Origin of the sequence: Methanosarcina sp. WH1 (genome assembly GCF_000970005.1) — an archaeon.
GTDB lineage: Archaea > Halobacteriota > Methanosarcinia > Methanosarcinales > Methanosarcinaceae > Methanosarcina.
On record NZ_CP009504.1, the window covers coordinates 697733 to 723847 of the forward strand.

23 protein-coding genes are annotated in these 26115 nt (G+C 41.5%); 21 read left to right on the plus strand and 2 right to left on the minus strand.

What is annotated here, in order from left to right; translation table 11 throughout:
• Window positions 1-167 precede the first annotated feature (167 nt).
• From MSWH1_RS03125 to MSWH1_RS03165, 8 genes are all read left to right on the plus strand, one after another.
• On the plus strand, window positions 168-719 hold the full coding sequence (locus MSWH1_RS03125) for a V-type ATP synthase subunit E (protein ID WP_048126013.1): 552 nt from the start codon (window positions 168-170) through the stop codon (window positions 717-719).
• Window positions 720-725: 6 nt separating this feature from the next.
• Complete coding sequence (locus MSWH1_RS03130) at window positions 726-1808, plus strand: V-type ATP synthase subunit C (protein ID WP_048126015.1); 1083 nt, start codon at window positions 726-728, stop codon at window positions 1806-1808.
• Complete coding sequence (locus MSWH1_RS03135; protein WP_048126017.1) at window positions 1808-2110, plus strand: V-type ATP synthase subunit F; 303 nt, start codon at window positions 1808-1810, stop codon at window positions 2108-2110. Before MSWH1_RS03130 ends, MSWH1_RS03135 begins: the two co-directional genes overlap by 1 nt.
• Window positions 2101-3837 carry an ATP synthase subunit A gene (locus tag MSWH1_RS03140; RefSeq protein ID WP_048126019.1) on the plus strand — a complete coding sequence of 579 codons (1737 nt, stop codon included), beginning with the start codon at window positions 2101-2103 and terminating at the stop codon, window positions 3835-3837. The genes MSWH1_RS03135 and MSWH1_RS03140 overlap by 10 nt, the downstream gene beginning before the upstream one ends.
• 2 nt (window positions 3838-3839) lie before the next feature.
• Window positions 3840-5222 (plus strand): ATP synthase subunit B, encoded by a 1383-nt coding sequence (locus MSWH1_RS03145; protein ID WP_048126021.1) that lies wholly within the window; start codon window positions 3840-3842, stop codon window positions 5220-5222.
• A 5-nt stretch (window positions 5223-5227) separates the two neighbouring features.
• Window positions 5228-5860, plus strand: a complete 633-nt coding sequence (locus MSWH1_RS03150) for a V-type ATP synthase subunit D (RefSeq protein ID WP_197074016.1) — start codon at window positions 5228-5230, stop codon at window positions 5858-5860.
• Between the two features lie 308 nt (window positions 5861-6168).
• Window positions 6169-8511 (plus strand): carbamoyltransferase HypF, encoded by a 2343-nt coding sequence (gene hypF / locus MSWH1_RS03160; protein ID WP_048130192.1) that lies wholly within the window; start codon window positions 6169-6171, stop codon window positions 8509-8511.
• Between the two features lie 147 nt (window positions 8512-8658).
• On the plus strand, window positions 8659-9081 hold the full coding sequence (locus tag MSWH1_RS03165; RefSeq protein WP_231585554.1) for a DUF1699 family protein: 423 nt from the start codon (window positions 8659-8661) through the stop codon (window positions 9079-9081).
• Window positions 9082-9136: 55 nt separating this feature from the next.
• On the opposite strand, the gene MSWH1_RS03170 is transcribed toward MSWH1_RS03165, so the two are convergent.
• A complete protein-coding gene (locus MSWH1_RS03170; RefSeq protein ID WP_048126030.1) occupies window positions 9137-10378 on the minus strand; it encodes a hypothetical protein in 1242 nt (413 codons plus the stop codon).
• Window positions 10379-11159: 781 nt separating this feature from the next.
• On the opposite strand from MSWH1_RS03170, the gene MSWH1_RS03175 reads away from it, so the two are divergent.
• The 12 genes from MSWH1_RS03175 (at window position 11160) to MSWH1_RS20460 (ending at window position 23771) form a co-directional block, all read left to right on the plus strand.
• A complete protein-coding gene (locus tag MSWH1_RS03175) occupies window positions 11160-11954 on the plus strand; it encodes a corrinoid protein (protein ID WP_052722545.1) in 795 nt (264 codons plus the stop codon).
• Window positions 11955-12023: 69 nt separating this feature from the next.
• Window positions 12024-13058, plus strand: a complete 1035-nt coding sequence (locus MSWH1_RS03180) for a uroporphyrinogen decarboxylase family protein (protein ID WP_197074612.1) — start codon at window positions 12024-12026, stop codon at window positions 13056-13058.
• Between the two features lie 259 nt (window positions 13059-13317).
• Window positions 13318-14685, plus strand: a complete 1368-nt coding sequence (locus tag MSWH1_RS03185) for an MFS transporter (RefSeq protein WP_231585555.1) — start codon at window positions 13318-13320, stop codon at window positions 14683-14685.
• 31 nt (window positions 14686-14716) lie between these two features.
• Window positions 14717-14899, plus strand: a complete 183-nt coding sequence (locus MSWH1_RS03190; RefSeq protein ID WP_048126034.1) for a hypothetical protein — start codon at window positions 14717-14719, stop codon at window positions 14897-14899.
• Window positions 14900-15272: 373 nt separating this feature from the next.
• Window positions 15273-16058 (plus strand): winged helix-turn-helix domain-containing protein, encoded by a 786-nt coding sequence (locus MSWH1_RS03195; protein ID WP_156148062.1) that lies wholly within the window; start codon window positions 15273-15275, stop codon window positions 16056-16058.
• Window positions 16059-18016: 1958 nt separating this feature from the next.
• Window positions 18017-18208 carry a hypothetical protein gene (locus tag MSWH1_RS03200; protein WP_048126036.1) on the plus strand — a complete coding sequence of 64 codons (192 nt, stop codon included), beginning with the start codon at window positions 18017-18019 and terminating at the stop codon, window positions 18206-18208.
• Between the two features lie 807 nt (window positions 18209-19015).
• Window positions 19016-19423, plus strand: a complete 408-nt coding sequence (locus MSWH1_RS03205; RefSeq protein ID WP_048126038.1) for a DUF1699 family protein — start codon at window positions 19016-19018, stop codon at window positions 19421-19423.
• A 614-nt stretch (window positions 19424-20037) separates the two neighbouring features.
• Window positions 20038-20331 (plus strand): zinc ribbon domain-containing protein, encoded by a 294-nt coding sequence (locus MSWH1_RS03210; RefSeq protein ID WP_048126040.1) that lies wholly within the window; start codon window positions 20038-20040, stop codon window positions 20329-20331.
• 993 nt (window positions 20332-21324) lie between these two features.
• Window positions 21325-21543 (plus strand): hypothetical protein, encoded by a 219-nt coding sequence (locus MSWH1_RS17345; protein WP_052722547.1) that lies wholly within the window; start codon window positions 21325-21327, stop codon window positions 21541-21543.
• Between the two features lie 158 nt (window positions 21544-21701).
• Window positions 21702-22055 carry a helix-turn-helix domain-containing protein gene (locus tag MSWH1_RS03220; RefSeq protein WP_048126042.1) on the plus strand — a complete coding sequence of 118 codons (354 nt, stop codon included), beginning with the start codon at window positions 21702-21704 and terminating at the stop codon, window positions 22053-22055.
• A 4-nt stretch (window positions 22056-22059) separates the two neighbouring features.
• Complete coding sequence (locus tag MSWH1_RS03225; RefSeq protein ID WP_048126044.1) at window positions 22060-23496, plus strand: MATE family efflux transporter; 1437 nt, start codon at window positions 22060-22062, stop codon at window positions 23494-23496.
• A gap of 140 nt (window positions 23497-23636) precedes the next feature.
• The gene (locus MSWH1_RS20460; protein WP_255350483.1) at window positions 23637-23771 is read left to right on the plus strand and encodes a hypothetical protein; all 135 of its coding nucleotides are present in this window, start codon (window positions 23637-23639) and stop codon (window positions 23769-23771) included.
• 859 nt (window positions 23772-24630) lie between these two features.
• Here MSWH1_RS20460 and MSWH1_RS03230 read toward each other — a convergent pair.
• Window positions 24631-25410 carry a caspase family protein gene (locus MSWH1_RS03230; protein ID WP_052723120.1) on the minus strand — a complete coding sequence of 260 codons (780 nt, stop codon included), beginning with the start codon at window positions 25408-25410 and terminating at the stop codon, window positions 24631-24633.
• A 227-nt stretch (window positions 25411-25637) separates the two neighbouring features.
• Between MSWH1_RS03230 and MSWH1_RS03235 the strand changes: the two genes are divergently transcribed.
• Window positions 25638-26036, plus strand: coding sequence for a secondary thiamine-phosphate synthase enzyme YjbQ (locus MSWH1_RS03235; protein ID WP_048126047.1), 399 nt, complete (start codon window positions 25638-25640; stop codon window positions 26034-26036).
• The last annotated feature ends 79 nt before the right edge of the window (window positions 26037-26115 follow it).

Sequence of the window (26115 nt, forward strand, 5' to 3'; positions counted from 1 at the left end):
GAGCATTACTCTGAGCTTCTCTGGGTGTCTTTTCCTTTCCAGGTGAAGTTGGAGTAATTATATGCTCTGAGTTTCCCCTTAGGTATCGTTGCACTCTAAGCAGCTTAGAGTATCTGCTCTAAGCTTTAGAGCACTTTTTTGCTCTATATTTATTTGGAGGTGTAAGCATGGGACTAGAGATCGTTACAAAAGACATCCAGGAGGGTGCAAGAGCTGAGGTTTCCCGTATAAATACCGAAGCCGATGCAAAGGCAGCCGAGATAATAAATGAGGCTAAAGAAGTACAGAAGAAGATGCTCGGGGACAGCCTTGCCAAGGTGGAAGAGGACCTCCAAAAGCTGCACCAGCAGGTTATCTCAAGTGCAAACCTGGAAGTAAAAAGAATTACGCTTAACAAGCGCAAGGAACTTCTTGATAAAGTTTATAGCCAGGCTGTTGATAAAATCAAGTCAATGCCGGCTTCCAAAAAAGAAGAGCTGCTGAAGCATATTATTAACAAGTATGAGGCTAGCGGTGCTAGGATTTATTCTTCTAAAGCTTCAGAAGAGACTGCCAGGAAATTATCTTCATTAACCTATGCGGGTAATTTGGACTGTATAGGTGGCGTTGTTATTGAAAACGAAGATGGGACCATCAGGTTAGATTTCACATATGATTCAATCCTGAAAAACGTGTATGAGCGTTCATTGAAGCAGATATCTGATACTTTATACGGGTGATGTTCGATGCGGCTTTTGGAGAGACTCTGGGGTAAAAATCCCTACCGAAAATCCGATAAGAAAAAAAAAGGCACTTCTAATTATGCTTATGCCGTAACCCGTGTCCGTGCGATGAAGAGTAAGCTGCTTCCTAAAGAAACTTATCCACGGCTTCTCAATATGGGGATTGATGAAATCACCCGTTTTATCCAGGAATCTGAATACAAAAACGACGTTGACGAACTGGCAATGAAATACAGCGGTGGCGATCTGGCAGAACATGCACTAAACAGGAATCTTGCGTTAACCTATGATAAGTTGCTCAGGATCACCTCAGGAGAATTGAACTACCTGATCATTGCATATCTTAAAAGATATGACATCTGGAATGTAAAAACGCTTCTTCGTGGCAAAATTTTCAATGCATCCGTTGAGGACATCCTCGAGTCTCTTATTTCTGCCGGGGAGTTTACCTATACCCTCCTGTCAGAACTTGCAGCCAAGGACACATATCAGGAAGTCATTGATGCTCTTAAAGAGACTGAGTACTACCCACTGCTGCAGGAGTTTGATGGAACCAACTTGGCATATATAGAAAACGAGCTTGACAAGATGTACTACGCAAGCCTGTTTGCCGTAATCGGAAGGCCAAGGTCCAAGGATCGTAAGCTCTTTGCAAGGTTCATCAAACTCGAAGTTGATGTCAAGAACCTGAGTAATCTATTCAGGTTGAAAAGAGCAGGAGTCGAGAAGTCTGATGAGATCATGCCCCTCATGATCGAAGGCGGCCTGGAGCTAAATCCCGAAAAACTGGCATCGCTTCCTTACGAGCAGTTTATCGATGAACTTCGAAAAACTCATTACTGGGATGCAATTTCAAGTGTTACGGGGCTGGATACGGTTTCTCTGACTCTCGTTGAAAGCAGGCTCATAAGGTACTCTCTTGAATCTGCAACCACTTATTCGCATGTATCTCCGATCTCAATTGTACCCATTATGGACTATGTTATCCATAAAAATAATGAGGTCACCAACCTCCGGATTATTTTCAGAGGTAAGGAAGCTGGCCTCGATGATACACTAATTAAAGATCAGTTGGTGGTTATCTAATGGAATTGGCAGTGATCGGAAAGAGCGAGTTTGTCACGGGATTCAGGCTGGCAGGTATCAGGAATGTATATGAAGTCGTTGATATCCCAACCACTGAATCCGCGGTAAAATCGGTGCTTGAAGATAAGAGTATCGGGATTCTTGTAATGCATAATGATGACATTGGTAATCTGCCGGAACTTTTAAGGAAAAACTTGAATGAGTCTGTCCAGCCTACAGTAGTATCGCTTGGAGGCAGTGGAGCAGGCTCGAGTTTAAGAGATAAGATAAAACAAGCGGTAGGTGTTGATCTGTGGAAGTAAAAGGTGAAATTTATCGTGTGTCTGGGCCTGTCGTCACCGCCATTGGCTTGCAGGCAAAAATGTATGACCTGGTCAAAGTCGGTAGTGAAGGTTTAATGGGTGAAGTCATCCAGATATTAGGACCCAAGACCATCATCCAGGTATACGAAGAGACTGCAGGCATCAAGCCAGGGGAGCCCTGTTATTCTACAGGTTCGTCTCTATCCGTGGAACTTGGTCCTGGTCTTCTTTCCAGTATTTATGATGGGGTTCAGAGGCCTCTGCACGTCCTGCTTGCAAGTACGGGCGGTTTCATTGGCAGAGGTGTTACTGCAGATGGGCTTGACCACAAGAAACTCTGGGAATTTAAACCCATTGTCAAGGCAGGCGATTTCGTAAAAGGCGGAGAAGTATTCGGTGTTGTACAGGAAACCGTGAATATTGAACATAAGATCATGGTGCCTCCTGACATCTCCGGTACAGTTGCCGACATCAAGAGCGGGAACTTTACGGTAGTAGACACAGTATGTACCCTTACTGATGGAACCGAATTGCAGATGATGCAAAGGTGGCCTGTCAGGAGACCCAGACCGGTGAGGGAAAAACTTACTCCAGATAAACCTCTGGTTACAGGACAGAGAATCCTTGACGGACTTTTCCCTGTGGCAAAAGGCGGAACTGCTGCAATCCCCGGACCTTTCGGATCGGGAAAGACCGTTACTCAGCAGCAGCTTGCAAAGTGGAGTGACACTGAAGTTGTGGTCTACATTGGTTGTGGTGAGCGCGGAAATGAGATGGCAGACGTTCTGAGTGAGTTCCCGGAACTCGAAGACCCTCAGACCGGCCGCCCACTGATGGAGCGTACTGTTCTTATCGCTAACACTTCAAACATGCCTGTGGCTGCAAGAGAAGCATCTGTGTACACCGGAATTACCATTGCAGAATACTTCCGTGACATGGGATTAGACGTCTCCCTTATGGCAGACTCCACCTCCAGGTGGGCAGAAGCTATGAGAGAAATTTCCTCCCGTCTGGAAGAAATGCCTGGTGAAGAAGGTTACCCAGCATACCTGTCTGCAAGGCTGGCGGAGTTCTACGAGCGTTCAGGTGTTGCTGAATCTCTCAACGGTGCGAAAGGTTCTATTACTGTTATTGGAGCAGTATCTCCACCTGGCGGTGACTTCTCAGAACCTGTTACGCAGAATACCCTGCGTATTGTGAAAGTGTTCTGGGCTCTCGATGCCAAGCTGTCTCAGAGGCGTCACTTCCCGGCTATCAACTGGCTGAACAGTTATAGCCTGTACAAGGAAAGCCTTAACAACTGGTTCTCAGATAATGTGGCTCCTGATTATGTGGCTATGAGGGAAAAAGCAATGGGAATGCTTCAGACAGAATCCGAACTGCAGGAAATCGTGCAGCTCGTAGGTTCTGACGCTCTGCCAGACGATCAGCAGCTTCTGCTTGAAATTACTCGTATGATCAGGGAAATCTTCTTGCAGCAGAACGCATTCCACCCAGTAGATACCTACAGTCCATTCTCTGAGCAGTACAAGATCATGAAGGCAATCATGAAGTACGGAGATGCTGCACAGGAAGCTTTGAAATCAGGTGTGCCTGTCTCGGAAATTATCAAGATGGAATCTAAGAATGAGCTTCCCAAGGTCAAGTTTGAAGAGAACTTCGATGCTTCTATGAATGATGTCCTGGCAAAGATGGATAAAGAGTTTGCATCCCTGAGAGGTAGGTAAACATGGTAAAAGAATATAAGACAATAACTCAGATTGCAGGACCTCTAGTCTTTGTTGAAAAAACAGAGCCAGTGGGCTATAAAGAAATCGTTACTGTCAACCTGCCTGATGGAACCACCCGTAGAGGCGAGGTGCTGGACTCTTCGGCGGACATAGTGGTTATCCAGATTTTTGAAGGTACTACCGGGCTGGACAAGAATTGTGGTGTAGTCTTCACAGGGGAAACCCTGAAGCTCCCTGCATCCATCGACCTTCTCGGAAGGATCCTTTCAGGTTCAGGAGAACCTCTTGACGGCGGGCCCAGGATTGTGCCTGATCAGCTTCTGGACATCAACGGAGCTGCAATGAACCCATATGCCAGGTTGCCTCCAAAGGATTTCATCCAGACTGGCATCTCCACAATCGACGGAACAAACACCCTGGTTCGTGGACAGAAGTTGCCTATTTTCTCAGCCTCTGGTCTCCCACACAACGAAATCGCCCTGCAGATTGCAAGGCAGTCGGCTGTGCCTGGATCAGAAGCGGCTTTCGCAGTAGTTTTCGCAGCAATGGGTATTACCAATGAAGAAGCCCAGTACTTCATGAGTGACTTCGAAAAGACCGGGGCTCTTGAAAGGGCTGTGGTGTTCCTGAACCTGGCAGATGACCCTGCTGTCGAACGTATCGTCACCCCGCGTATGGCTCTGACTGCAGCTGAATATCTGGCATACGAACATGGCATGCACGTTCTTGTCATTCTGACTGATATTACCAACTATGCAGAAGCTCTCCGTCAGATGGGCGCTGCCCGTAATGAAATACCTGGCCGCCGTGGGTATCCGGGTTACATGTACACTGACCTTGCAACTCTTTACGAGCGTGCAGGTATTGTCAAAGGCGCAAAAGGATCAGTTACCCAGATTCCGATTCTTTCTATGCCTGGTGATGATATTACTCACCCGATTCCTGACTTGTCCGGATATATTACTGAAGGTCAGATTGTGGTTTCAAGAGAACTGCACAGGAAAGGTATCTACCCGCCAATCAATGTGCTGCCGTCCCTGTCAAGGCTGATGAACTCCGGTATCGGAGCAGACAAGACAAGGGAAGATCACAAGGCGGTTTCTGACCAGATGTATGCAGGTTATGCAGAAGGGCGTGACCTGAGAGGTCTAGTGGCTATCGTCGGTAAAGAGGCTCTGTCTGATAGAGATGTTAAGTTCCTTGAGTTTGCCGATCTCTTCGAACAGAATTTCGTTACACAGGGCAGAAACGAAAACAGGACAATTGCAGATACCCTGGACATCGGATGGAAGATTCTTGCGCACCTGCCTGAAAACCAGCTGGGTAGGATTGACAACAAGTACATCCAGAAATACCATCCTGCACACAGAAAGGGTCAGTGATTGTCATGGCTCAAGACGTAAAACCAACTCGGTCGGAGCTAATTGAGCTCAAGAAGAAAATCAAGCTCTCTGAAAGTGGGCACAAGCTCCTTAAGATGAAGAGAGATGGTCTTATTCTTGAGTTCTTTAAGATTCTTAACGAGGCAAGGAACGTCAGGACCGAGCTGGATGCCGCTTATGAAAACGGTGTGGGCAAAATAAATCTTGCCTGTGCTGTTAACGGAATGGTTGCTGTCAAGTCAACTGCTTTTACAGCAAAGCAATCCCCCGAAATCCAGCTTTCAGGGCATAACATCATGGGTGTTGTGGTGCCAAAGATCAGCTCTACTGGAGTTCGCAAATCCCTCTATGAGAGGGGTTACGGTATCATCGGTACAAATTCATATATCGATGAGACCGCAGAAGCCTATGAGGATCTGGTAGAGAAGATTATTACCGCCGCAGAACTGGAAACAACGATGAAAAGGCTTCTTAATGAAATCGAGAAGACTAAGAGGCGTGTAAACGCTCTCGAATTCAAAGTTATTCCTGATCTCATTGCAACCATGAAGTATATTCGTTTTACCCTTGAAGAGATGGAAAGGGAGGGTACTTCCCGGCTGAAGAGAGTCAAGGAGAGAATGAAAGATCAAGCTTGATTTGAAATGGCAGGACGCGACGATCAATCAAATCTGATTGAAAAGGCAGTACATAAATTGTGGGAACCCGAAAACCAGGCCCGTCTGCTACAAGCAGCCTGGTTTATCTCCCTTTTAATGATGGTTTTAGGGTTCATTATTATGTTAAAAACGATATTTCCAAATTTTATCGTGACCTGAACTTCAGAACGATTATTTTTTTGAGTTCGGCACAAAGTATTGTTTTTTTTGGATATTTTTTTCTCTTTCTCTGGTCTGCTTATTATCAGAAAGCTATTTTAACGACGAATATCAATCCTAATTTCCTTATGCAAAACGAAGCCAGACTTCTTCATGTGACCGGCACGGTGCAGGGTGTCGGCTTTCGCCCCTTCATATACCAGCTTGCAAAATTCCACAGGCTTTCAGGGTACGTGAAAAATCTTGGAAACCACGTAGAGATCCTTATAGAAGGAAAAAGGCTAAACCTTGAAAGTTTCCTTTCCGATCTTCCTGAAAAAAAACCTCCACTTGCCAGAATTACGGATATCAAAATAAATACTGCCTCTTTTTCCGGTTATTCGGAATTTATTATCATACACAGTGAACCCGGAACGTTTGAAAACTCCATAATTCCTCCGGATACGGCTATCTGTGAAGAATGCAGGCTGGAGCTTTTTGATCCCTCTTCCAGGTACTATCATTATCCTTTTACTGTCTGTACAAACTGCGGTCCTCGCTACACAACAGTCCGTGCCCTCCCCTATGATCGGGAGAATACTGTAATGGCAGATTTTCCCCTCTGCAGGGAATGTGAAGTGGAATATACCGATCCTCTCAACCGGAGGCACCATGCTCAGCCTGTCTGCTGCTCGAAATGCGGACCTGAACTCTGGCTTTCGGATTCCCGGGGGAAAGTGCTCGCAAAGAATTATGAAGCAATTGTAAAAGCTTCTGACCTTCTCCAGCAAGGTTCAATTCTTTCGGTTAAAGGTTTTGGGGGGTTTCATATTGCCTGCAATGCCAGAAAGGAAGAGCCTGTACAGGAGCTTCGAAGAAGGCTTTTGCGTCCGGAGCAGCCTTTTGCAGTCATGACAAAAGATATAGCGGTTGTAGAGTCCTTTGCAGTACCAGGAGATACAGACCGGAAATGCCTCACATCTGCCCGCCGCCCTATAACTGTGCTTCCCAAATCAAAGGTCTTCAAACTGGCAGAATCGGTTTCTCCTAATCTGCACAACATAGGGGTCATGCTTCCCTATACAGGCGCCCAGAACCTGCTTTTTGACCTCAAACCGGATTCTGTATACGTTATGACCTCGGCAAACCTACCGGGAAGGCCCATGGTTGTTGAAAATGAAGAAGCGCTTGAAAAACTAAAAGAAATTGTGGATTTTCATCTGCTGCATAACAGGGTTATTGCAAACAGGAATGATGATACGGTTATCCGGGTTGTGAACGGACAGAAGGCTTTTATCCGGCGTTCCAGAGGGTTTGTGCCTGAACCTATAGAGCTTCCTTTCGAAATTGGAGCTTCTGCAGGAGTGGGAGCCGAAATGAACTCGACAGTAACCCTGGCAAAAGGAAAATTGGCTTACGTCTCCCAGTATATTGGGAATACAAACCATCTGGAGACCTTCAGGTATCACTCTGAGGTTTTCCAGCATCTGGTCCGATTGACAGGTATAGAGCCTCTTAACTGGGGCTGTGACCTTCACCCTGCTTTTAACACTACTCGTTTTGCAATGAGCAGGGGTGAAGAAAATACAATTCAGGTACAGCACCACTACGCCCATATCCTTGCTCTAATGGCTGACAATTCCTTGCCAGAAGACTCCCGGATCCTGGGAATCGCCCTTGACGGAGTCGGGTACGGTGAGGACGGCACAGTCTGGGGGGGAGAATTTCTGGGGGCCTCGTATTTCGGATATGAACGCCTGGGAAATCTGTTGCCCCAGCCTATGCCCGGGGGAGACCTTGCAGTAAAAACGCCTTCTCGCATGGTTCTTGGTATGCTTTCCGGGAGGCTTGAAGAAGCAGAACTGGAAAAACTCTCTCTTCACTTTCCCAGGGGCAGGCAGGAGTTTTCTACAGTTATGCAGCAGCTTCAAAGAAAAATAAATGTTACTATGAGCAGCAGCGCAGGGAGAGTACTGGATGCGGCTGCAGCGCTTCTGGGCATATGTAAAATGAGGACTTATGAGGGAGAGCCGGCAATGAAGCTTGAGTCTGCGGCAAAGAATAGCATTCACAGGCCAGACCTCCCCCTGGTTTTCAGAACAGGGGGGAAAAACGGAGTCTCTGTACTTGATACGACTGAGCTCCTGCTGGGGGTTTATGAACTCTCCGGGGGAAAGTATTCCTCTGCCGATCTTGCATTTGCCGTTGAAGAGAACTTTGCGAAAGGAATCTCGGAAATTGCCATTTCCCTTGCTACAAAAAACGGTTTTGAGCAGGTAGGCCTGAGCGGGGGGGTTGCCTACAACGACCATATCACCTCATGCATTGCAAGAACTGTGAAGGAGGCAGGCTTTGAATTTCTCACGCATCGCCATGTTCCTTGTGGAGACGGCTGCATTTCCTTTGGGCAGGCTCTGGCAGCCGGGCTTAGAACAGATTCAGAAGGAATTTTATGGTATCGGAAGTCCTCATCTTGCAGACCGGAAAATTAATTTTCACCTTTTTTGATGATCCCTGTCTGGTTACTCATCCAACATACTGAAATTTGATCCGAAAAACTGAAATACAAAATTAAATAAATGATCTATGCTTACATAGGAATGGGAGCATAAATGGGGTTGGGTAGTATACGGATTAGAGTGGTAACCAACAGGGATGAAATCCTTAGTCTGGAACACGAGGAGAAGGCAGTACATCTTGCTTTTAGGCCCTCGGACAGGGATCTCTTCAGTCTGGTCAAGACCTGTCCTGAAATTGAAATACTTCAGCTTCCCGCATCTTCCTATGAGGGACTTTCAAAATTTATTAAAATGTACCTTGCATCTTCAGGAATTCACCTTGTAAAGGGTGACGTCAGCGGGCACTGGCATGACCTTAATAATTATTTTGTAATACCTTCTTATGTGCTTGAAAAGATTAAGGAACTGGAGGTTCAGGGGAAAACCGAAGAAGAAATAATCGGCGAGGTAACAAGTCTCAGAAAAATCAGCCCTGATATGATCCTTCACCTGCTTCATAGCTCTTTTCTTACTACATGCCCCGAAAGGCCTGAAATGAACTAAATTTAAACCGATTTTTAACAAATGTTCTTGTAAAGAAAGCTGTTTTATTTCTGGCTTACAGGCGTTTCCACCATTTCTTTGAGGCTTTCTGTTCTTCTATCTGTCTTAATCCTTCAGCTGCAAGTTTATGCTGCATCCGGTACTTCCTGTTTTCTTCATTAAGCCTGGAAACTTCTTCTTCTTTGCTTACAAGTGTTCCTTTGATCTGTTTTATTAGCTCATCTTTTTCCCTGAGCTGCCCTGCCAGTTTTTCTTCTCCTACATATCCAGAGAGTTGTTTTTCAAGCTTTCGGACTTTTTCCTCGCTTGCGGCAAGCATGGCTTCTACTGTGTTTATCTTTCTCTCTTTTCCGGAGAGCTTCTCTTCAATTCTCTTTACTTCCCCACCCTTTGCAATAACCTCTCCGGCAAGAGTCTTAAGGTCCTTATCCTTTACTGAAATGTTTTCTTCCAAAACACTTATAACTTCATTTTTTTCGTTCAGTCTGATGTTAAGTCCTTCAATAGTGCTGTTGTCTTGAGTAATCCGACTTTCAAGTTTTTTTATTACTTCTCCGCTTTGAATAAGTTGATTTTCCAGATTCTTTACAGCTTCATCTCTTGCAGAAAGGGTTTCCTCAAAGGTTTTTATTTGTTCATTCTTTCCAGCGATCTCCTTCTCAAGTTCCACCAGTTTGCTTTCTTTTTCTGAGATAAGTTTTTCAAGCTCTTCCCGAAGCCTGCTGATTTCACTGTCCCTGCCTGCAAACTGTTCCTCAAACTCTTTTATTCTCTGCAAGCTTTCTGCAAGTTTTATTTCCAGGTTTTTTAATTCGGTATCTCTGCTTGCAAGCTGGAAGTAAAGAGAATTTATCTCGGCTTTGGACTCAGAGGCTTGCAGTTCTTTTTCTTTAGAAAGAAGGCTGACTTTGCCTCTTGTGTTTTCACAGATTTCAGCCCAGGCAAGAATTGATGCTATCGGAGTTATCCTTTTAAACACGCTGTCTCCTATCTTGCAGCCGTAAACTTTACTGGCGATATAACCTTCCATGGTATTCAGATCCAGGTTCGGATCTCCCAGCCTGGAGTTTGTTGCATTTCCTTTCTTCGCCTGCCCTCCATTTTCCTGCAAAAATTTAACGGCTTCGGAAAATGTATTCCATGGGAGAAATGGCTGATTTTTCAGGTTATCAACGTAGATTCCATCTTCTTCAGCTCGGGCTTTGAAAAACTGCTTTCCGCTCATAAGTGGAATCTTTGCCGGGTTTCCATTTTTATTGAACTTGTTTTTTATTTTTGCAACAACAGGGTCTTCCATGTATGGGCCTCATAACAGTCTTAGTTTCTGGAATATAATAAACGCAACATTTAATAAAAGTTATGTTATTCCCTCAAAATTAATTAGCAGAGAAAAAGTGATTTGCAGACATCATATAAATTGTCCGGTATTCCAGTTCATTCTCTGTTAAGATTTTCTCGTTTGGAGATGAAAATACGGACTGAAAAACAGTACTAGGAGGTCTGATGCTTCCGTTATTCTCGATACTTATATATACTTTGTAATTATTGTAAAGATCATTTGCCTTATATAATTATAATTTTTATATATTTCTATCTAAAATGCAATAACAGGCTGGAAGATCAACATCATGTTGGAAAATCAACATCATGTTGGAAGATCAACATCATGTTGGAAGATCAACACCATGTTGGAAGATCAACGTCGTTGATTCTGTAAACGAGGTTGTTAATTCGTTAAAGCTTGAAGGTTTAACGGGAAACATTTTGAGAACAGGCATGATTCTTTTTCAGGTGCTCTTTGTTTTTTAAAAACCGGTTTATTATATTGATTAAATATAATTTTTAATATACACAGCGATTTTTTAACGGGGGTGCTTTTCAATTAAAGTTGGGAGTTTTTCCGATGACGGTTAGTATATCTATTTTTGAAACCTATATTTAATTGCTTTCTGTTAGAAAAAGGAAAAGATCCGGACCTTTACCCTGAACCTTTTCAGATGCAATATGACGTATCAATATGTGGAATATTGATGAGCAGTTGTGGAGTATTATGATCAAATCGAACCAGAGGTATCAAAATGGATGATCTACCGGAAGAAGTCCAGGAATTAATCGAAGAACTGGATGAGGCAGCAGAAGATGAAGATGAGGATGCGATTAAAGAGCTGACCCAAAAGCTTCTGGACACGGGAGCTGATGTGGAAGCAATTACCCTCAAAAAACTCGCACTCCTGGTAATGGACGGCGAGGAGGAAATGACCCGGGGCTGGACAGAAGTGGCAATCCAGATAGATCTGGATCCTTTCAAAACTCTTATAGAGGGTCTTGCAACAGGCATGAGCCTTATTGGGAATAAATACGAACAGGGAGAAGCTTTTGTGCCCCAGCTCCTGATAGCTTCGGCTGCAATGTACGGCGGGATGGACCTTCTCGCTCCCTACATGAAACTGGATGAAAATAGCGGCTCAAAAGCTGCAACAGTTGTCATTGGTACGGTTGAAGGTGACGTCCATGACATTGGAAAGAGCCTTGTAAAAACTCTGCTCAGTGCAAACGGTTTCAATTGCGTGGACCTTGGAAATGACGTCCCAGCCTCCAGGTTCATTGAAGCTGCAAAGGAGAATCAGGCAACAGCAGTTTCCATGAGCACCTTGATGACTACAACTATGGCCGAGATGCCGAAGGTTGTCAAGATGCTTGAAAATGAAGGCATCAGGGACAAATTACTGGTAATGGTGGGTGGAGCTCCGATCACAACCGAGTATGCATCCCAGATAGGAGCAGATGTCTCTCCTCATGATGCGGCAAGTGCAGCAAACTGGTTGAAAAGAGCAGTTTTTGACTTCCCGTCTGAGGGCGTGAGATGGGGCTGACCTTAACAGATGCTTTTGAAAATTGACCTGATTAAAAAGCATAAAAGGAGTAAAAAAGGAGAAAAAAACATGGTATCTGAGATGACCTCAAAAGAAAGAGTCCTTGCAATGCTCAACAGAAAGTCGGTTGACAGGGTTCCGGTGATCACAGGCTCTGCTATGGTCAAGGAATATATAGAGAAGAGCGGGAGTTCCTGGCCTTATTATCACTGCAATGCGGAGATGATGGTTAATACTGTGAGCCTTATGCATACCGATGCTGGGCTTGACAATATTGTAATGCCTTTTGGCATGTTCATAGAATCCATGGCTATTGGCCTTGAAGTTAAGATGGGAAGGATTGATATTCAGCCTTCGGTAAGGAGCTTTTTCAACAAGCCCGAAGAGGTAAAATATGACAGTTTCCTTGAGGACAAGTTTGTAAAAACTACACTTGACGCTATAAAACTCTCTAAGGAAAAATATCCCGATGCAGCAGTTACTGCTTTTCTCGTAGCTCCCATAACCCTTGCCGGAGACCTCATGGGTGCTGAGAACCTGTCCATGCTCAGCATCAAGTGCCTCCAGAAGGAAAAACAAATGCAAAAAATGCAGGATTGGCTCTCGATAGCTCTGGAGATTAACAGGATCTATGTTGAAGCCTGTATCGAAGCTGGAGCTGACGTTATATACTATTCGGATGCATCAGCATCCCCTAATCTTGTAATGCCTGAGTTCTACTACCAGGTAGCCGTCCCTGCTGAAAAAGAGATAGGTGACTTTGTGCACCACCTTGGGTGTCCCTGGGAACTTCACATCTGCGGAGATACTGTCCCGATTATTGAAGGGATGGCTTCCACAGGCGCAGACTGTCTCAGTGTTGAACAGGCTGTTAATATGAAGGAAGCAACCAAGATCGCAGGGGATGTGCCTGTTGTCGGGAATGTGACTCCTCTCCTGATGGTCGAAGGCACGGAAGAGCAGATTATTGACGAAACAAGAAAAGGGCTCGATGGTGGAGCAAAAGCCAGTATGCTCGGATGTGGAACCCCACCCCTTAGTACGTCAGACAGGCTCAAGACCTGGGTTAAAGCTGTAGCTGATTGGTCTGCAGACAATATTTGATCAGAAAAATTTTGGTTAGATAAGCTTTTGATAAGCACATTGAAAAAATAACGAATTGCTGTTTGAAGAAGAAAGTTGTCCCGGGAAGAGAGTCACCTCAGTAAGAATGGAATTGTCAGCATTTTTCCGTTCAAGCTCTTCCCGTGGGAATAAATAGAGGGATCGGATTTAAGCATATCCTCTTGAGGATGCCGGATTCCAGTACTCTCTTTACATTTGTTATCTATGTTCTTAATTATTGTTATTGGGAGCGATAGCTATGGAAATTAATCAGAATAATATGAACAAAGTAATGAAATATCGCTGGGTGGTGTTTGTTATTCTCGCCCTTGCATATTTCTTTGTGTATTTCCACCGCGTGTCTACCGCAGTAGTTGCGACTGATATTATGAATTCATTTGGAGTGGGCGCTGCATCTATAGGGCTGCTTGGTTCCGCCTACTTCTATGCATACACGGCAATGCAACTTCCAAGTGGGATTTTGACTGACAGCTGGGGTGTAAAAAAGACTGCCGCAGTCTTTACAATGCTTGCTGCAGTTGGGGCTGTCCTGACAGGAATTGCTTCCAACTTCACGATGGTCCTTATAGGAAGGGTTCTCATAGGGGTCGGGGTGGCAATGGTCTACATCCCTGTAATGAAGGTGCTTGCCATCTGGTTCAAAAAGAATGAGTTTGCTTCAATGTCCGGAGTCCTGCTAGCAATTGGAAACATAGGAGCCCTGAGTGCCGCAGGTCCCCTTGCTATAATGGCAGCGTTCTTTGGAGACTGGCAGAAGGTTTTCTTGATGCTGGGTATCTTTTCCGGGCTGCTTGCAGTATCTATCTTTGTGCTGGTTAAGGATAAACCCGAAGACATGGGCTGTCCCACTATTCCAGAAATTGAAGCCTACGAAAAAGGAGAGAAATATATTCCCCCGAAAGCTGTTGCAAAGATTCCGATGGGAGAAGCTCTCAGGCAGACGTTTAATTCCGGGATGAAGTTCTGGCCTCTGTCCATCTGGTTTTTCTTCATGTACGGCAGCCTTATGGTCTACCAGGGATTGTGGGGAGGTCCCTTTTTTAGAGACGTTCTCGGCTGGGACAAGGGGACATATGCAGGAATTCTTTCCTTCATAGCAATTGGTATGATCTTCGGCTGTCCGATTGCAGGTTATCTCTCGGACAAGGTGTTCAAGTCCAGAAAGAAAGTCCTTATTGCAGGCACTGCCGTGTATATAGTGCTCTGGGGAGTCCTCTGGTCTCAGGCAGGAACCATTTCCAGCACCACCGCATATACCCTTATACACTTCCTCTTCGGGTTCTTCGGGGGTTTCTTTGTTGTATCCTATGCCCAGATTAAAGACTGGTTCCCTTCGTCGATCGTGGGAACTGCAATAGGGGCGTATAATATCTTTCCCTTCCTTGGTGGAGCTATTTTCATGACCCTGACCGGGAAGATGATGGAAGTTTCTGATGGAACTGTTGCTTCCGTAGCCCAGTATAAATCCGTCTGGCTGCTTATGTTAGCATGCATGGTTTTTGCCTTCCTCTGTCTTCTGGTCTCCAAAGAAAAAGGCGCAGAAAGCACTGCTGCCCCAGTAAAAGTTACAGAAGCCGGGGAAGTGCCGATCGGGTCTCAGAGATAAGATAATAAGAAGGTATAGAGCAAAAATCAGAGTGGTTACAGACACCGGAATGTTTTCCAGTGAGTTTGCAGTAAAAGCCTGCAAAAAGGCGAAGAACTTCATTTACACACCTCCAGAAGGAGTCGGTAAGGCTCCTGTAAAGTGTTTCACTTCGATAGGAGAACTTAGCTTCTCCGAGATGTATGTCGTCATGTATCCCCAAAGCAGGCAGTAAGCCCGCAATACCCTCTCTGTGCAGGCACAGATTTGCTATTTCAATGTGCTTGCACAAACTTTTTTATTGCTGATTTCAGGAACGGTAAGGGGAATATCCGGAGAGTATAGAATCCATGGCTGGCTGTTTAATAACTTTTTGATACATTATAAATAATAACTTTTTAATATCATATACCCCTATATTATATTGTTTATAAATTTCACTGAATGTTTCCCGATTCTCTTCTGCTAATATTCAATGGCTTTGATCCTGTCAAGCTGTCGTTTTACCCTGAAGGGTTATAAGTCCCTGGTGATTGAGATTGAACCCATCATGCCTGATAAAAACAATCTTCTTATCTGAAAAAAGGAAAAATGTACTGGTTTTTCTGTTGAAAGAAGGGCCCAAGAATATCGATGAAATTAAGGAGGCTCTTGAGGTCAATTCAAGCGCTCTTATGCCCCAGATTAAGAAACTTCTTAAATGGGATCTCGTAACCTATGACCCCGCTGAAGACATGTATAAGTTATCTGATATGGGAGTTCTTATTGTTGAAAAAATAGAGGAATTTCTGAATATTATCAACATTTATGTAGAAAACCATGAGTACTGGGAAACCCGTGACCTTAGTGAGATCCCGTATCATATGAGAAAAAGGATTGGAAATCTGAAGCACTGTGAGCTTCTGGAAGCAGACAGAGATTGCCTCTTTGAGTTCCATCCGAACGTTGTCGAAAATATCCTTGCCTCAAAATATGTTATGATGGCAAGTTCCACCTTTCAGCCTCAAACAGTCAGCATCTTTTCAAAACTTCTCCAGAAGAATGCAAAGGTCTCTTTCGTACTTATGGAACAGGTTTTTGATAAGTTTTTTGACGATTTCCCGAATCAATTTAAATGTTTTCTCTCCCATGAAAACATGAATGTTTCCATGCGTAGCGGACATATTGGCCCTCTTACTCTTGTTGTAACGGACATCTTTATGGCTCTCTGGCTCTTTGACAAGAATGGGCGATTTGATGGGACTACACTTATAAGTTATGAAGAGAGTGCCCTCAAATGGGGGAGGGAACTCTTTACTTATTACTCCAGCATCTCAAATCTGGTCTATATCGACCCTGATTCCGGGAAAATGGAGTTTACGGGATATAACATCACAAAAGCCAGTAAATTTTGAATTCTTTCAGGATTTTTTTCTCTTTAGCTGCAATTTTCTCTATATCGACTCAGTACCAAAATCCAGTGATGAATGAAAAATTAAAAATCACTGGATTTTATTTGGGCAGGTAACATCAGTAAACTTTGATTGTGGTCTGCGTTTTCCCATAATATATTTTTATATTACTATATTTATGTAACACTTACCATATACAAACTGGTCATCACATTTCCTGCTTTGACTATATGGCAATATGATGGCCTACGTATTCGGCAGATCAACATAATAATTCAAACTTTTTTCCAGATACTTTTTTGAAATAATAGTATCTATCTTAAAATCTTTGATTATGTTTTAATCTACTGGAAACTTCGGTTAATATATCAGTAAAAGTGAGTGTATGGAACTACAGATATTGGATGTTAGTTCTAATATCTGGCAAAAAACAATATCTGGCAAAAAACGTCTCGGAAAATTTTTTCTCATAAATTCAAAAAACCTGCCCAATGCAGGCTATATTGGTGCGATAACATTATACAAATGAAGTAATATTAGAATGATATGCTACTATCTGTCCCGATAGAATTATATTATGTGTTAAAAATATTAAATCCCTAGAGTGCATTATTAGAATGATACGCTACTATCTGTCCCGATAGAATAATATTATGTGTTAAAAATATTAAATATCTGGAGTGCATTGTATAACTTGAGTTATAATCCCTTTGCAGAGTTGGATGAACTTCTACTTTGAATCTATCACACAACACTGAAAAAAACAAAAACAATACCAGTTTAATATAATGATACCCCCTTTGCAGAGCTGGATAAACTTCTACTTTGAATCTATCGCACAACACTGAAAAAACAATACCAGTTATACCCCCTTTGCAGAGCTGGATAAACTTCTACTTTGAATCTATCACACAACACTGAAAAAACAATACCAGTTATACCCCTTTGCAGAGCTGGATAAACTTCTACTTTGAATCTATCACACAACACTGAAAAAACAATACCAGTTTAATACAAGGCGCCGGCTTAATTAACCCCACTTTCCGCAGTAAATTTTCGTATACTCACAATTATTCCTGCTATCAATTTTCAATATAACGAATTTATTGAATTTATGTGCAGGAGTTAAAAACAGCGAGATGGGTATTTAGAGGCCAAAAAATGATAACATTCAATTTTATCAAGTTCCATTTTGATCCTCTATTATTTGAAGATATTTTGAAAACGTTATCAAAAAAAATATTGATTTTCGGCAAAATACTGTGGAACTTAGGTTAAATAATGCCAAGTAATATGATGTTCGGAGTTTAAAGCTGAATAATGATGTCGGTTTAAAGCTAAGTGTTCAGATTATTTACCTGGATGTAATTTCGCTCAAGTAATGCTTTAACGGCCTTTTACTATCTCTGTGCTATTGATAGTGCCGTCGATTGGCTGAAGTACCTTTTTTATCAGCCTTTGCTTGTGAGAGGCAGTTATTAGACACTTACAGGATAATTTGGTTGGAGGAATAATACTTTGGTCAACTTCAGTGTAAAACCATGGGTCACAGATCTGGTTTTTATGCACATTTTGTTTATTGTGACCCTGTATATAGTCTACATTTTTATTGTGCCATTAATAGTTCCAGATTGATTGTAGATGAAATAGATGAAATTAATCTCAGGCGAAAGGATTGTTTGTACTCAAAAATTATTGAAATGATTGTAAATAGGATTGAAGATGGTCTCAATTGGTGGAAGGAATAAAATCTCAGATAGGTGACAATAATATGAAAAAACGAATACAAGATCCGGCTGGGGATGACAGGTCAACAGGATCTGTTCATTGCAACCCTGTACATAGTCTACGTTTTTATCGTGCTAGTGATTCCGGGTCGATTGCAGATGAAATTAATCTCAGGCGAAAGGGTTGTTTATACTCAAAAATGAGTATAAAACAAGATTTAAAGGTGGTTTTAAATGATGGAAGGAATGAAATCTCAGATAGGCGACACTAAAGTGAAAACAAGAAAACAAGATTCGATTACTGGGGATGACAGGCCAACAGGATTGGGGTCCAAAGGTTACTATCTTGACGTGCTCTTTATTCAGTTTGTGCTTCTCTTGCTTCTTTACGGAGTCTCCGTATTTGTTGTACCCGAGCTGTCTTGAAGTTCTTTAATTTGACTGAAATAGTCTCTGACTTTCTTCGGTGAAGTGTTTCAATCTCTTTCCAAAGCAGTACCCCACTTTTAAGGGGATTTCTTTATATTTAGGTTTATTTATTATTTTGGACTCTGGTTTATTCCAGGTTCATTGTAATTTTTTATCAGTCATTTCCTTCATTTCCTTCTCATGTATCTCTTTCTCAGTCACTTTCTTGCTTCGTGTTTTTTTCCTTAATTCTGCAGGTCATATAACTCTTCTTGACACTGTAGATTTTCTGGATTGTTGAATGTATATTATTCGGACGAGTTAACATTCAAATTTTGAGAGGTAAATATGTACAATCTGGAGGGTTGAATCTATATTGAGAACTTCAGCAAAGAAGAGGTTCAGAGAAAGTTTTCATAAACTTCCGGGGTTTATCTGGACTTTATCGAGTTATATTACAAAATATTGAAAATTACAAAATATTGAAAATTACAAAATATTGAAAATTACAAAATATTGAAAATTACAAAATATTGAAAGTGCCCTGACCCGTGATAAAATAAATTTTATTTCAATAATTCTGATTTTTTGTTGATTTTGTTCCTTATGCTTTTCAGAATGTTAAACTGTATGTCTATTGGTGTTTTTGATGAAAAGCTGCGATTCATACCGTTTTTTTCTATCTGATTCTATAATACACGAGAATAAAAGAAAGAATGTAAATACTAGTTCTCTCTAAATAAATCATGTAATTATAGATAAATATTTAATGAAGAATTTTTTACTATCAAATGAAAAAAAATCAATAGATAGGAAGGACAAACTTTGAAAATAAGGGTTGTGAGTTCTAGAGAAGAGATCTTTACATTAAATCCAAACGAAAGAATAGTTCACCTGGCTTTCAGACCATCAAACAAGGACATTTTTTCCCTGGTTGAGAACTGCCCAAAGATTGAGGTAATACAGCTTCCTAAATCATACAGGCGTACGGTCTCAAAGTCCATAGAAATGTTCCTTGAAATGCAGCGTATCCAGCTCATAGAAGGAGATGTCTGGGGCCACAGAAAGGACATTAATGAATATTATCGTATTCCTACCTCTATAATTGAGGAGATAAAGGAACTGAAGATTGAAGGCAAATCCACTGAGGCAATTGAAGAAAAAGTCTCAAGGGAGAGTAAACTGAACCCTGAAATGGTTGCGTACATCCTCAAAAAGGATGTTACTGTATGAGCCTCTGAAATATTTTTCAGGCTCTTACCATTTTATTTTCATTTTAATTTTATTGCTTTATTATTTTTATTATTGTTTTATTTGTATTTCTTTTTAAGGATGACATTTTATAAATTCATTACTTCTTAAGTTTTGTTACTTTTCTATTTGTATTACATTTTATTTTTAATTACTTTTTTATTTTCATCGTTTTGTAACTTTATATTATGACGTTATTTTTTAATCACTTTTTCCACTTAAACTACCTCTAAAACGTAATTAAGTATTCCTTGATCTTAAATTCCTCCGTTACATGAAAGTGTACAAGTTTTTTGAAGCTAATGTGGCAAACTTTATTCAACAGAGAGCCCTGATAAATTTCTGTAAATTTCTCAAACCTCCTTTAAATCTCCTTATACGAAGTGTTATGAATTCCTTTTTACATTGATCTTTATTGTAATTTCCATTCCGTTATCTCTTTTCAATTCAAGCTTGCCATCTGGCTGGTCTACGAGGATGCTTACCAGTTACAGACCAAGGGCATCTGAGTTTTCTAGATCGACTGTTTCTGGAATGCCGGTTCCGTTCTCTGAGACAATTAGAGTAAACCCGGTGCACTTGTTATCTCTTTCCCTGTGTCTCAGCATTACTCTGTAATCTTTGAAAATAACACTGTCAAGCTTTCTAAAATAGAACCAATTAAAACAGTTCTACATAGAAAGTTTGAAGGCGAACTTAAAACAGCTACCGTTTTGAGAACTTGTAAAGGATGTTACTACATCAGTATCCTTGTTGAAGATGGTAATGAGCTTCAGTTAAAAGACAGAGAATGGACTTGCCCTGATTGTAAAACAAAACATGATAGAGACATAAATGCCGCAATCAATATCAAAAAATTCGTTCTCATAGAGCAAAATCTACTCTCATAGAGCAAAATCTACTCTCATAGAGCAAAATCTACTCTCATAGAGCAAAATCTACTCTCATAGAGCAAAATCTAATTGGATTGTAACACCTATGGAACGTGGGGAAGAGCTTGGGGACTTGCCTCAATGGAGGGAGGAATGAACCAAGAATCCACTCAGTCTTTAGCTGAGTGGTAGTTCACTTTGCAACTAAAAAATAAGAAAAAAAGATTGTAAATAACCCTCTTTTTAGAGTATGCACCGGAACAGTATCTTAAACAGCCGGACCTTGAATTTCTTGCCGGGGAGGAGATACAAATTTATCTTTTTTGTTTTACTCTTTTTGAGTCCTGAACTAGTGCATAGATTCTAATATAAATCTATAGTATAATTATATTAATTATTCAATAAACTCTCTTATGCCTCTTATAAGCCGTCGCCCCAAATTATCATTTACTCAAAAAGATTTAGACTATCTTCTCAAGCTCAGCCACTCTAGAAATCAAGCAGCAAGCATTGTCGAAATATCTAAAATCATACTTTTAAGCTATCATGGAAAAAACGACACTGAAATCTCAAGAGAGTTAAAAGTAGATTACAAAACTGTAAGATAATGGATCAAAAAAGTTTTAGATTTAGGGGTTAAAGAAGGCTTAATAGATAAATCCAGAAGTGGAAGACTTCAAGACATTAATGCCGAATCACAGGCTGTTGTAATTTCACTTGCATGTATGAAACCAAAATCTTGGTCATCCTCATGAATTCTGGACGCAGAGACTTCTTGCCAAACATATCCTGGATAATTGTATCAAAGAAGGACATTCTGATTTATCGAAGATAAATCAGGGGACAATTTCAAAAATTCTCAATGTAAGCAACATAAAACCACATAAGATCAGATTTTATATTGCTAAAGTTGATCCGGAGTTTGATCAAAAAGCAGCCAGGGTATTAGCTACATATAAAAGAGGCTAATGAATTAAATGATAATATATAAAAAAAGAAGAAATTGAATCAATGATCATTTCCTACGATGAAAAACCAGGCATTCAAGCAACTGGAAATGTTTACCCAGATCTTATGCCAGTAGAAGGACATTATTCCACAATAGCAAAAGATTATGAGTACAGAAGATATGGTACTCTTTCGCTATTAGTTGGAATTGATTTGACATCAGGAAGAATTATTTATAAAGTATTTGAAAAACAGAAGCTGGGAATTCATACAATTCCTTAAAGAACTTGAGTTAATTTATCCAAAAGAAAAGATCAATATTTTGATGAATAATCACAAGAAAGGGTCGAAATGCCTGGTGGAATTATAATCTAAAAGAAAGAGGAATTAATTAGGAATCGATGCACTAGATAGATGCTAGATATATATTGAGATCTGCAATGTACACGGACCTGATAGGCAAACTCCAGAAGGTAGGATTCACAGAAAACAAAGCGAAGATCTATATAGGGCGCCCGAGCCTGGGCGAGGTAACAACAAAGGATATCCATGAATTTACCACACGTCCCAGGCTAAAGATTTATGCTACGCTGAAGAGTATGTCAAAAAAGAAGTGTGTGGTAGTAATAGAAGGAACTCCAGCATATTTTAGGTGTATTGGTTCGGAACAGTTGACCAAACGACTGAAAGATGAATTCCTTTTCTCCCTGAATGAAACATTGAAGGAACTTAATTTTGCAGGTTACGGGATAAAAAGAGGAAAAGGGAAAAAAGAAGTATTAAAAGGAAGATAATTAAATGAAAACCAAAACAACCGTAAATTCGAATCCCTTCAATCCTGAAAAAAGTCCGGAAACAATAGGTGTAAAGATCCTTGAGGGAGACCCGAAAAAAGCCATTATCAAACTTGCAGTCCCGATGATTGTTGCGATGTCCGTCCAGACTATTTACCAGCTGGTAGATACTTTCTGGGTCTCAGGGCTTGGATCGGATGCGCTTGCTGCAATGGGTTTCGTATTTCCTTTCTTTTTTATAAGCATGGCTTTATCCAATGGGCTGGGTATAGGAGGAGGAGCAGCCATCTCCCGAAAGATAGGAGCACGGGATAAAGCTGGGGCAGATAATGTAGCTGTACATACGATTATAATGATGCTGCTGCTTGTTCTGATATTTACCATACCCTTCTATGTTTTTGCCCCCCAGATCTTCACTCTGGCAGGAGCAGGAAGAACAACCGATCTTGCAGTAGCTTACGCGAGGGTGATATTCCTCGGGAGTTTAGTAGTTTTTTTTACGAATGTAGCTAACTCCATCCTAAGAGCTGAAGGAGATTCAAAGCGCGCAATGCAGGCAATGGTCCTTGGAGCAGTCTTGAATATTGTCCTTGACCCTATTTTCATATACACCTTTAAAATGGGAATTGCGGGTGCAGCCTGGGCAACCCTGCTTTCTCTTTCAGTCTCTTCGTTGATGATGCTGAACTGGCTCTTTTTCAGAAAGGATACTTTTGTTTCCTTCGATTTTAAAGACTTCAGCTTTGAAAAAAATATTGTAAATGACATATTCAGGATAACAATCCCTGCCTCTGCCCAGCAGCTTTCTATGTCATTATCCATGCTTGTCCTCAACCTTATTATTGTGAGCGTAAGTAATACCGACGGAGTTGCTGTCTATTCCACCGGCTGGCGGGTTGCAACAATTGCAATTGCTCCTCTTATAGGGATTGCAACAGCTGTAGTTTCAGTATCAGGAGCCGCGTTCGGGGCAAAAGAATATGAAAAAGCAGAAATTGCCCATACCTATGCAATAAAACTGGGGCTTCTCATCGAAAGTGCGGTTGCTGCATTAACTTTCATCTTTGCTCCGCAGATTGCAGCCATATTCACTCAGACAGCAGAAGCCTCCCATATAGCGCCAGATCTTACCCATTTCCTGCGCGTGATCTGCATCTTCTACCCCTCCGTTTCTCTCGGAATGCTCTCGACATCTTTCTTCCAGGGAGCAGGAAAAGGCATGAGTGCACTTACCGCAAACCTCCTGAGGACCATAGTATTTACTCCGATCTTTGCAGCTTTTTTCGCCTTCAATCTGAGTATGGGCCAGGTAGGGGCCTGGTGGGGCATTGTTGCAGGCAATGCCATCGGAGCTGGAGTGACCTTTGTCTGGGCAAGGCTCTACCTCAACACAATTCTGAAAACCGGATATCTGAACAAACCTCTGGAACAGGGAGTTTGAAAAGATCTTTTGGAAAAGTAGTTTGAGAAAGTGGCATGAGGATCAGTGTGCAAAATATTTATATATTATAAGGAGGTAATAAGATACCGTCTGCCGGCTAAAATAAAAAACAGAAAAACATGTTCAAAAGGTGAGCCAGAATGAAAGATACAGTTCCGCAAAAGCCTCTGGAACCAGTTTTACATGGGTTCCTGCTCAGAGACCGCAAGTTAGTCTCGTCCTCGAAGATAAAAATCCTGAAGCTCTTCGGGCTTATTTCGACACAGGAAGCATAAATCTAAAAACGTCCCTGAAGTGCAGGGAGGGCTAACCTTCTTCAATAAAGGGCGGAAATTAAAAAACCATTCGGAAGGCGGATACCTTTACAGATAAAACTAAAATTTCCTCCACCGAAAAACGCAAATCTACCTTAACCAATTATCATAACAAAAACCCAGCAATCCAAAATTGCCCGGAGATAAACCTTTGTCAATAGAAAAAAGTATTATTTTCTGAAAAATCTCCCGATAAATATATTGAAATAAAAAAACCTGATAAAAATCTCTAAAAAACGAACGGAATTTAAAAAAACGGAATTTAAAAAAACGGAATTTAAAAAAACGGAATCTAAAAAAAGGGATCTAAAAACAGATTCTAAAAAAGGATTCTAAAAAAGGATTCTAAAAACGAGAATATTCAGGAACATTTCAGATAAACAAGTCTTCCCAAAAACGTCTTCAATACTGTCTTCAAAAAATATATTTCAAAGCGACACCCAACAAATGAAGCCAGAATAATTTGAAGAAAATAAATGCGAGACACCAACAGCTCCTTCCTTGGAGTAATAAATAATATCTAAAAAACGGTAAGCTTAAAAGTATAAATCCCACCCAAAAAACGTTCAATAATCGGGAAAGGGAAAACGGAGGGAACTGGAAACTGCATCCAGTTCTTTCCAAAAAAATGTAACCACTTTGAATTATTTTCTTCTACTCTATTCTGTTTTATCTAAAAATAAAAATTGACTCTGGAAGAAAAAAATGGTTCCAAAAAACTCCAGCAGCAGGCAGAAAAAAAATATTTTGCTTATTATAGCCTGTTGGGATCGCATCTCTGCTGAATCCCGGTTTTCGTCACCCCCTACACACTTTGCAGTCATGCGAGTGTTGGGACCATACCTCTGCTTAATCCGGCGGATGCATCCTTCTTGGTAGCTTCTGTATCCAGCTGGGGTATCTGCGTGAACACACCCCTCACGAGATCTTCTCTCACCCTCTCAAGTAGCTCACTGCGGAACAGTTTATTCTGGCTCTTATTTATGTTCTGGCAAAAATAATAGGTGAAAGTTCCGTGCCAGTCCTCGCCTATTTTGGCATCTGCACTGGTCTGGTCAGACCGACATGCAGACCACAGTGTATGATCCACACCGATCCCCTTCGCTTTTAGTGATTCGGCCATCCCTCTGGGCATGTAATCTTTTATCTGCTTGAAGGCCTTCAGAGAAGGCGGTGGCATGAATCTGGGCTTTTGATCCCATAAATCGATAACTTTCAGGCCGTCACCGCTGTGGCAAGTATCGAAGACGCACTCCAGATCCACTGACGAGGGTAGCTGAAGAAAAAGATCATTTAGCTCATCATCGGTTATAATGTGAGCAGGATCCCATCCATCCCCCTTCTGAGCAAGGTCGGTGGGGCAGAAGGCCTCATCTGCGTAATCTCGCTCATCTTCGTTCAGATCTGGAACCTGGGTACCATGGCTGGAGATGCTAAAAAACAGATAGTTATACATGCCTTTATTTGCACCATCTACCATCTCGGTCAGGTTTGCCATGATATTGGCCTTGGTGGCCTGATCATCTGTGAGACTGATGATATCTCCATCTGTGAAACCCAGATATCTTTTCAGGACAGAAATCGACAAAAAATATTGCATAACAAATTTAAAAAGAATGTTCCCTTGATAAACTCACTCATTGTATTGAGGATTATATTTATAATTATAATAGTGTTTTAATTATAATAGCATTTTTTATAAAATGGTTGTATGAATCGTTCAGAAACGACTATTAGTTAACCTTAGGATCTTAATTTAAAGCGACAAAATTTGGATAATTCAGGTAAAAAAATACAGCGAACCGCAGAAAGTTCAGAGGGAAGGACTTGAAACTCAACATCGAAACTTCAAGGCGCATAGAGCTGATAGACATTACCTCAGAGGTACAGGAAGAGGTCAGGATAAACGGAATACAGGAAGGCATATGCCTCATCAGTACCAGGCATACGACTGCAGGTATTATAATTAATGAAAATGAAAGTGGGCTCAGAGAAGACATCCTGGATCTACTGAACCGGCTTGTTCCTCAGGGAGCCGGGTACAGGCACGACCGCATAGACAATAATGCTGATGCCCATCTCAAATCTGTGCTGCTCGGAGCAAGCGAAGCCCTGCCAATTGTAAAGGGAAAACTGGAACTCGGAACCTGGCAAAGCATCTTTTTTGCCGAGATGGACGGCCCAAGGCACAGGACAGTAGATTTGACGATTTTAAAAATAGAGTAAGGGTAGAGAACCTGAAAGAGTTAAAATAAAGGAGCAAAACAAAAAATAGTGCATTACAGCCAGAATGAAGAAATCAACA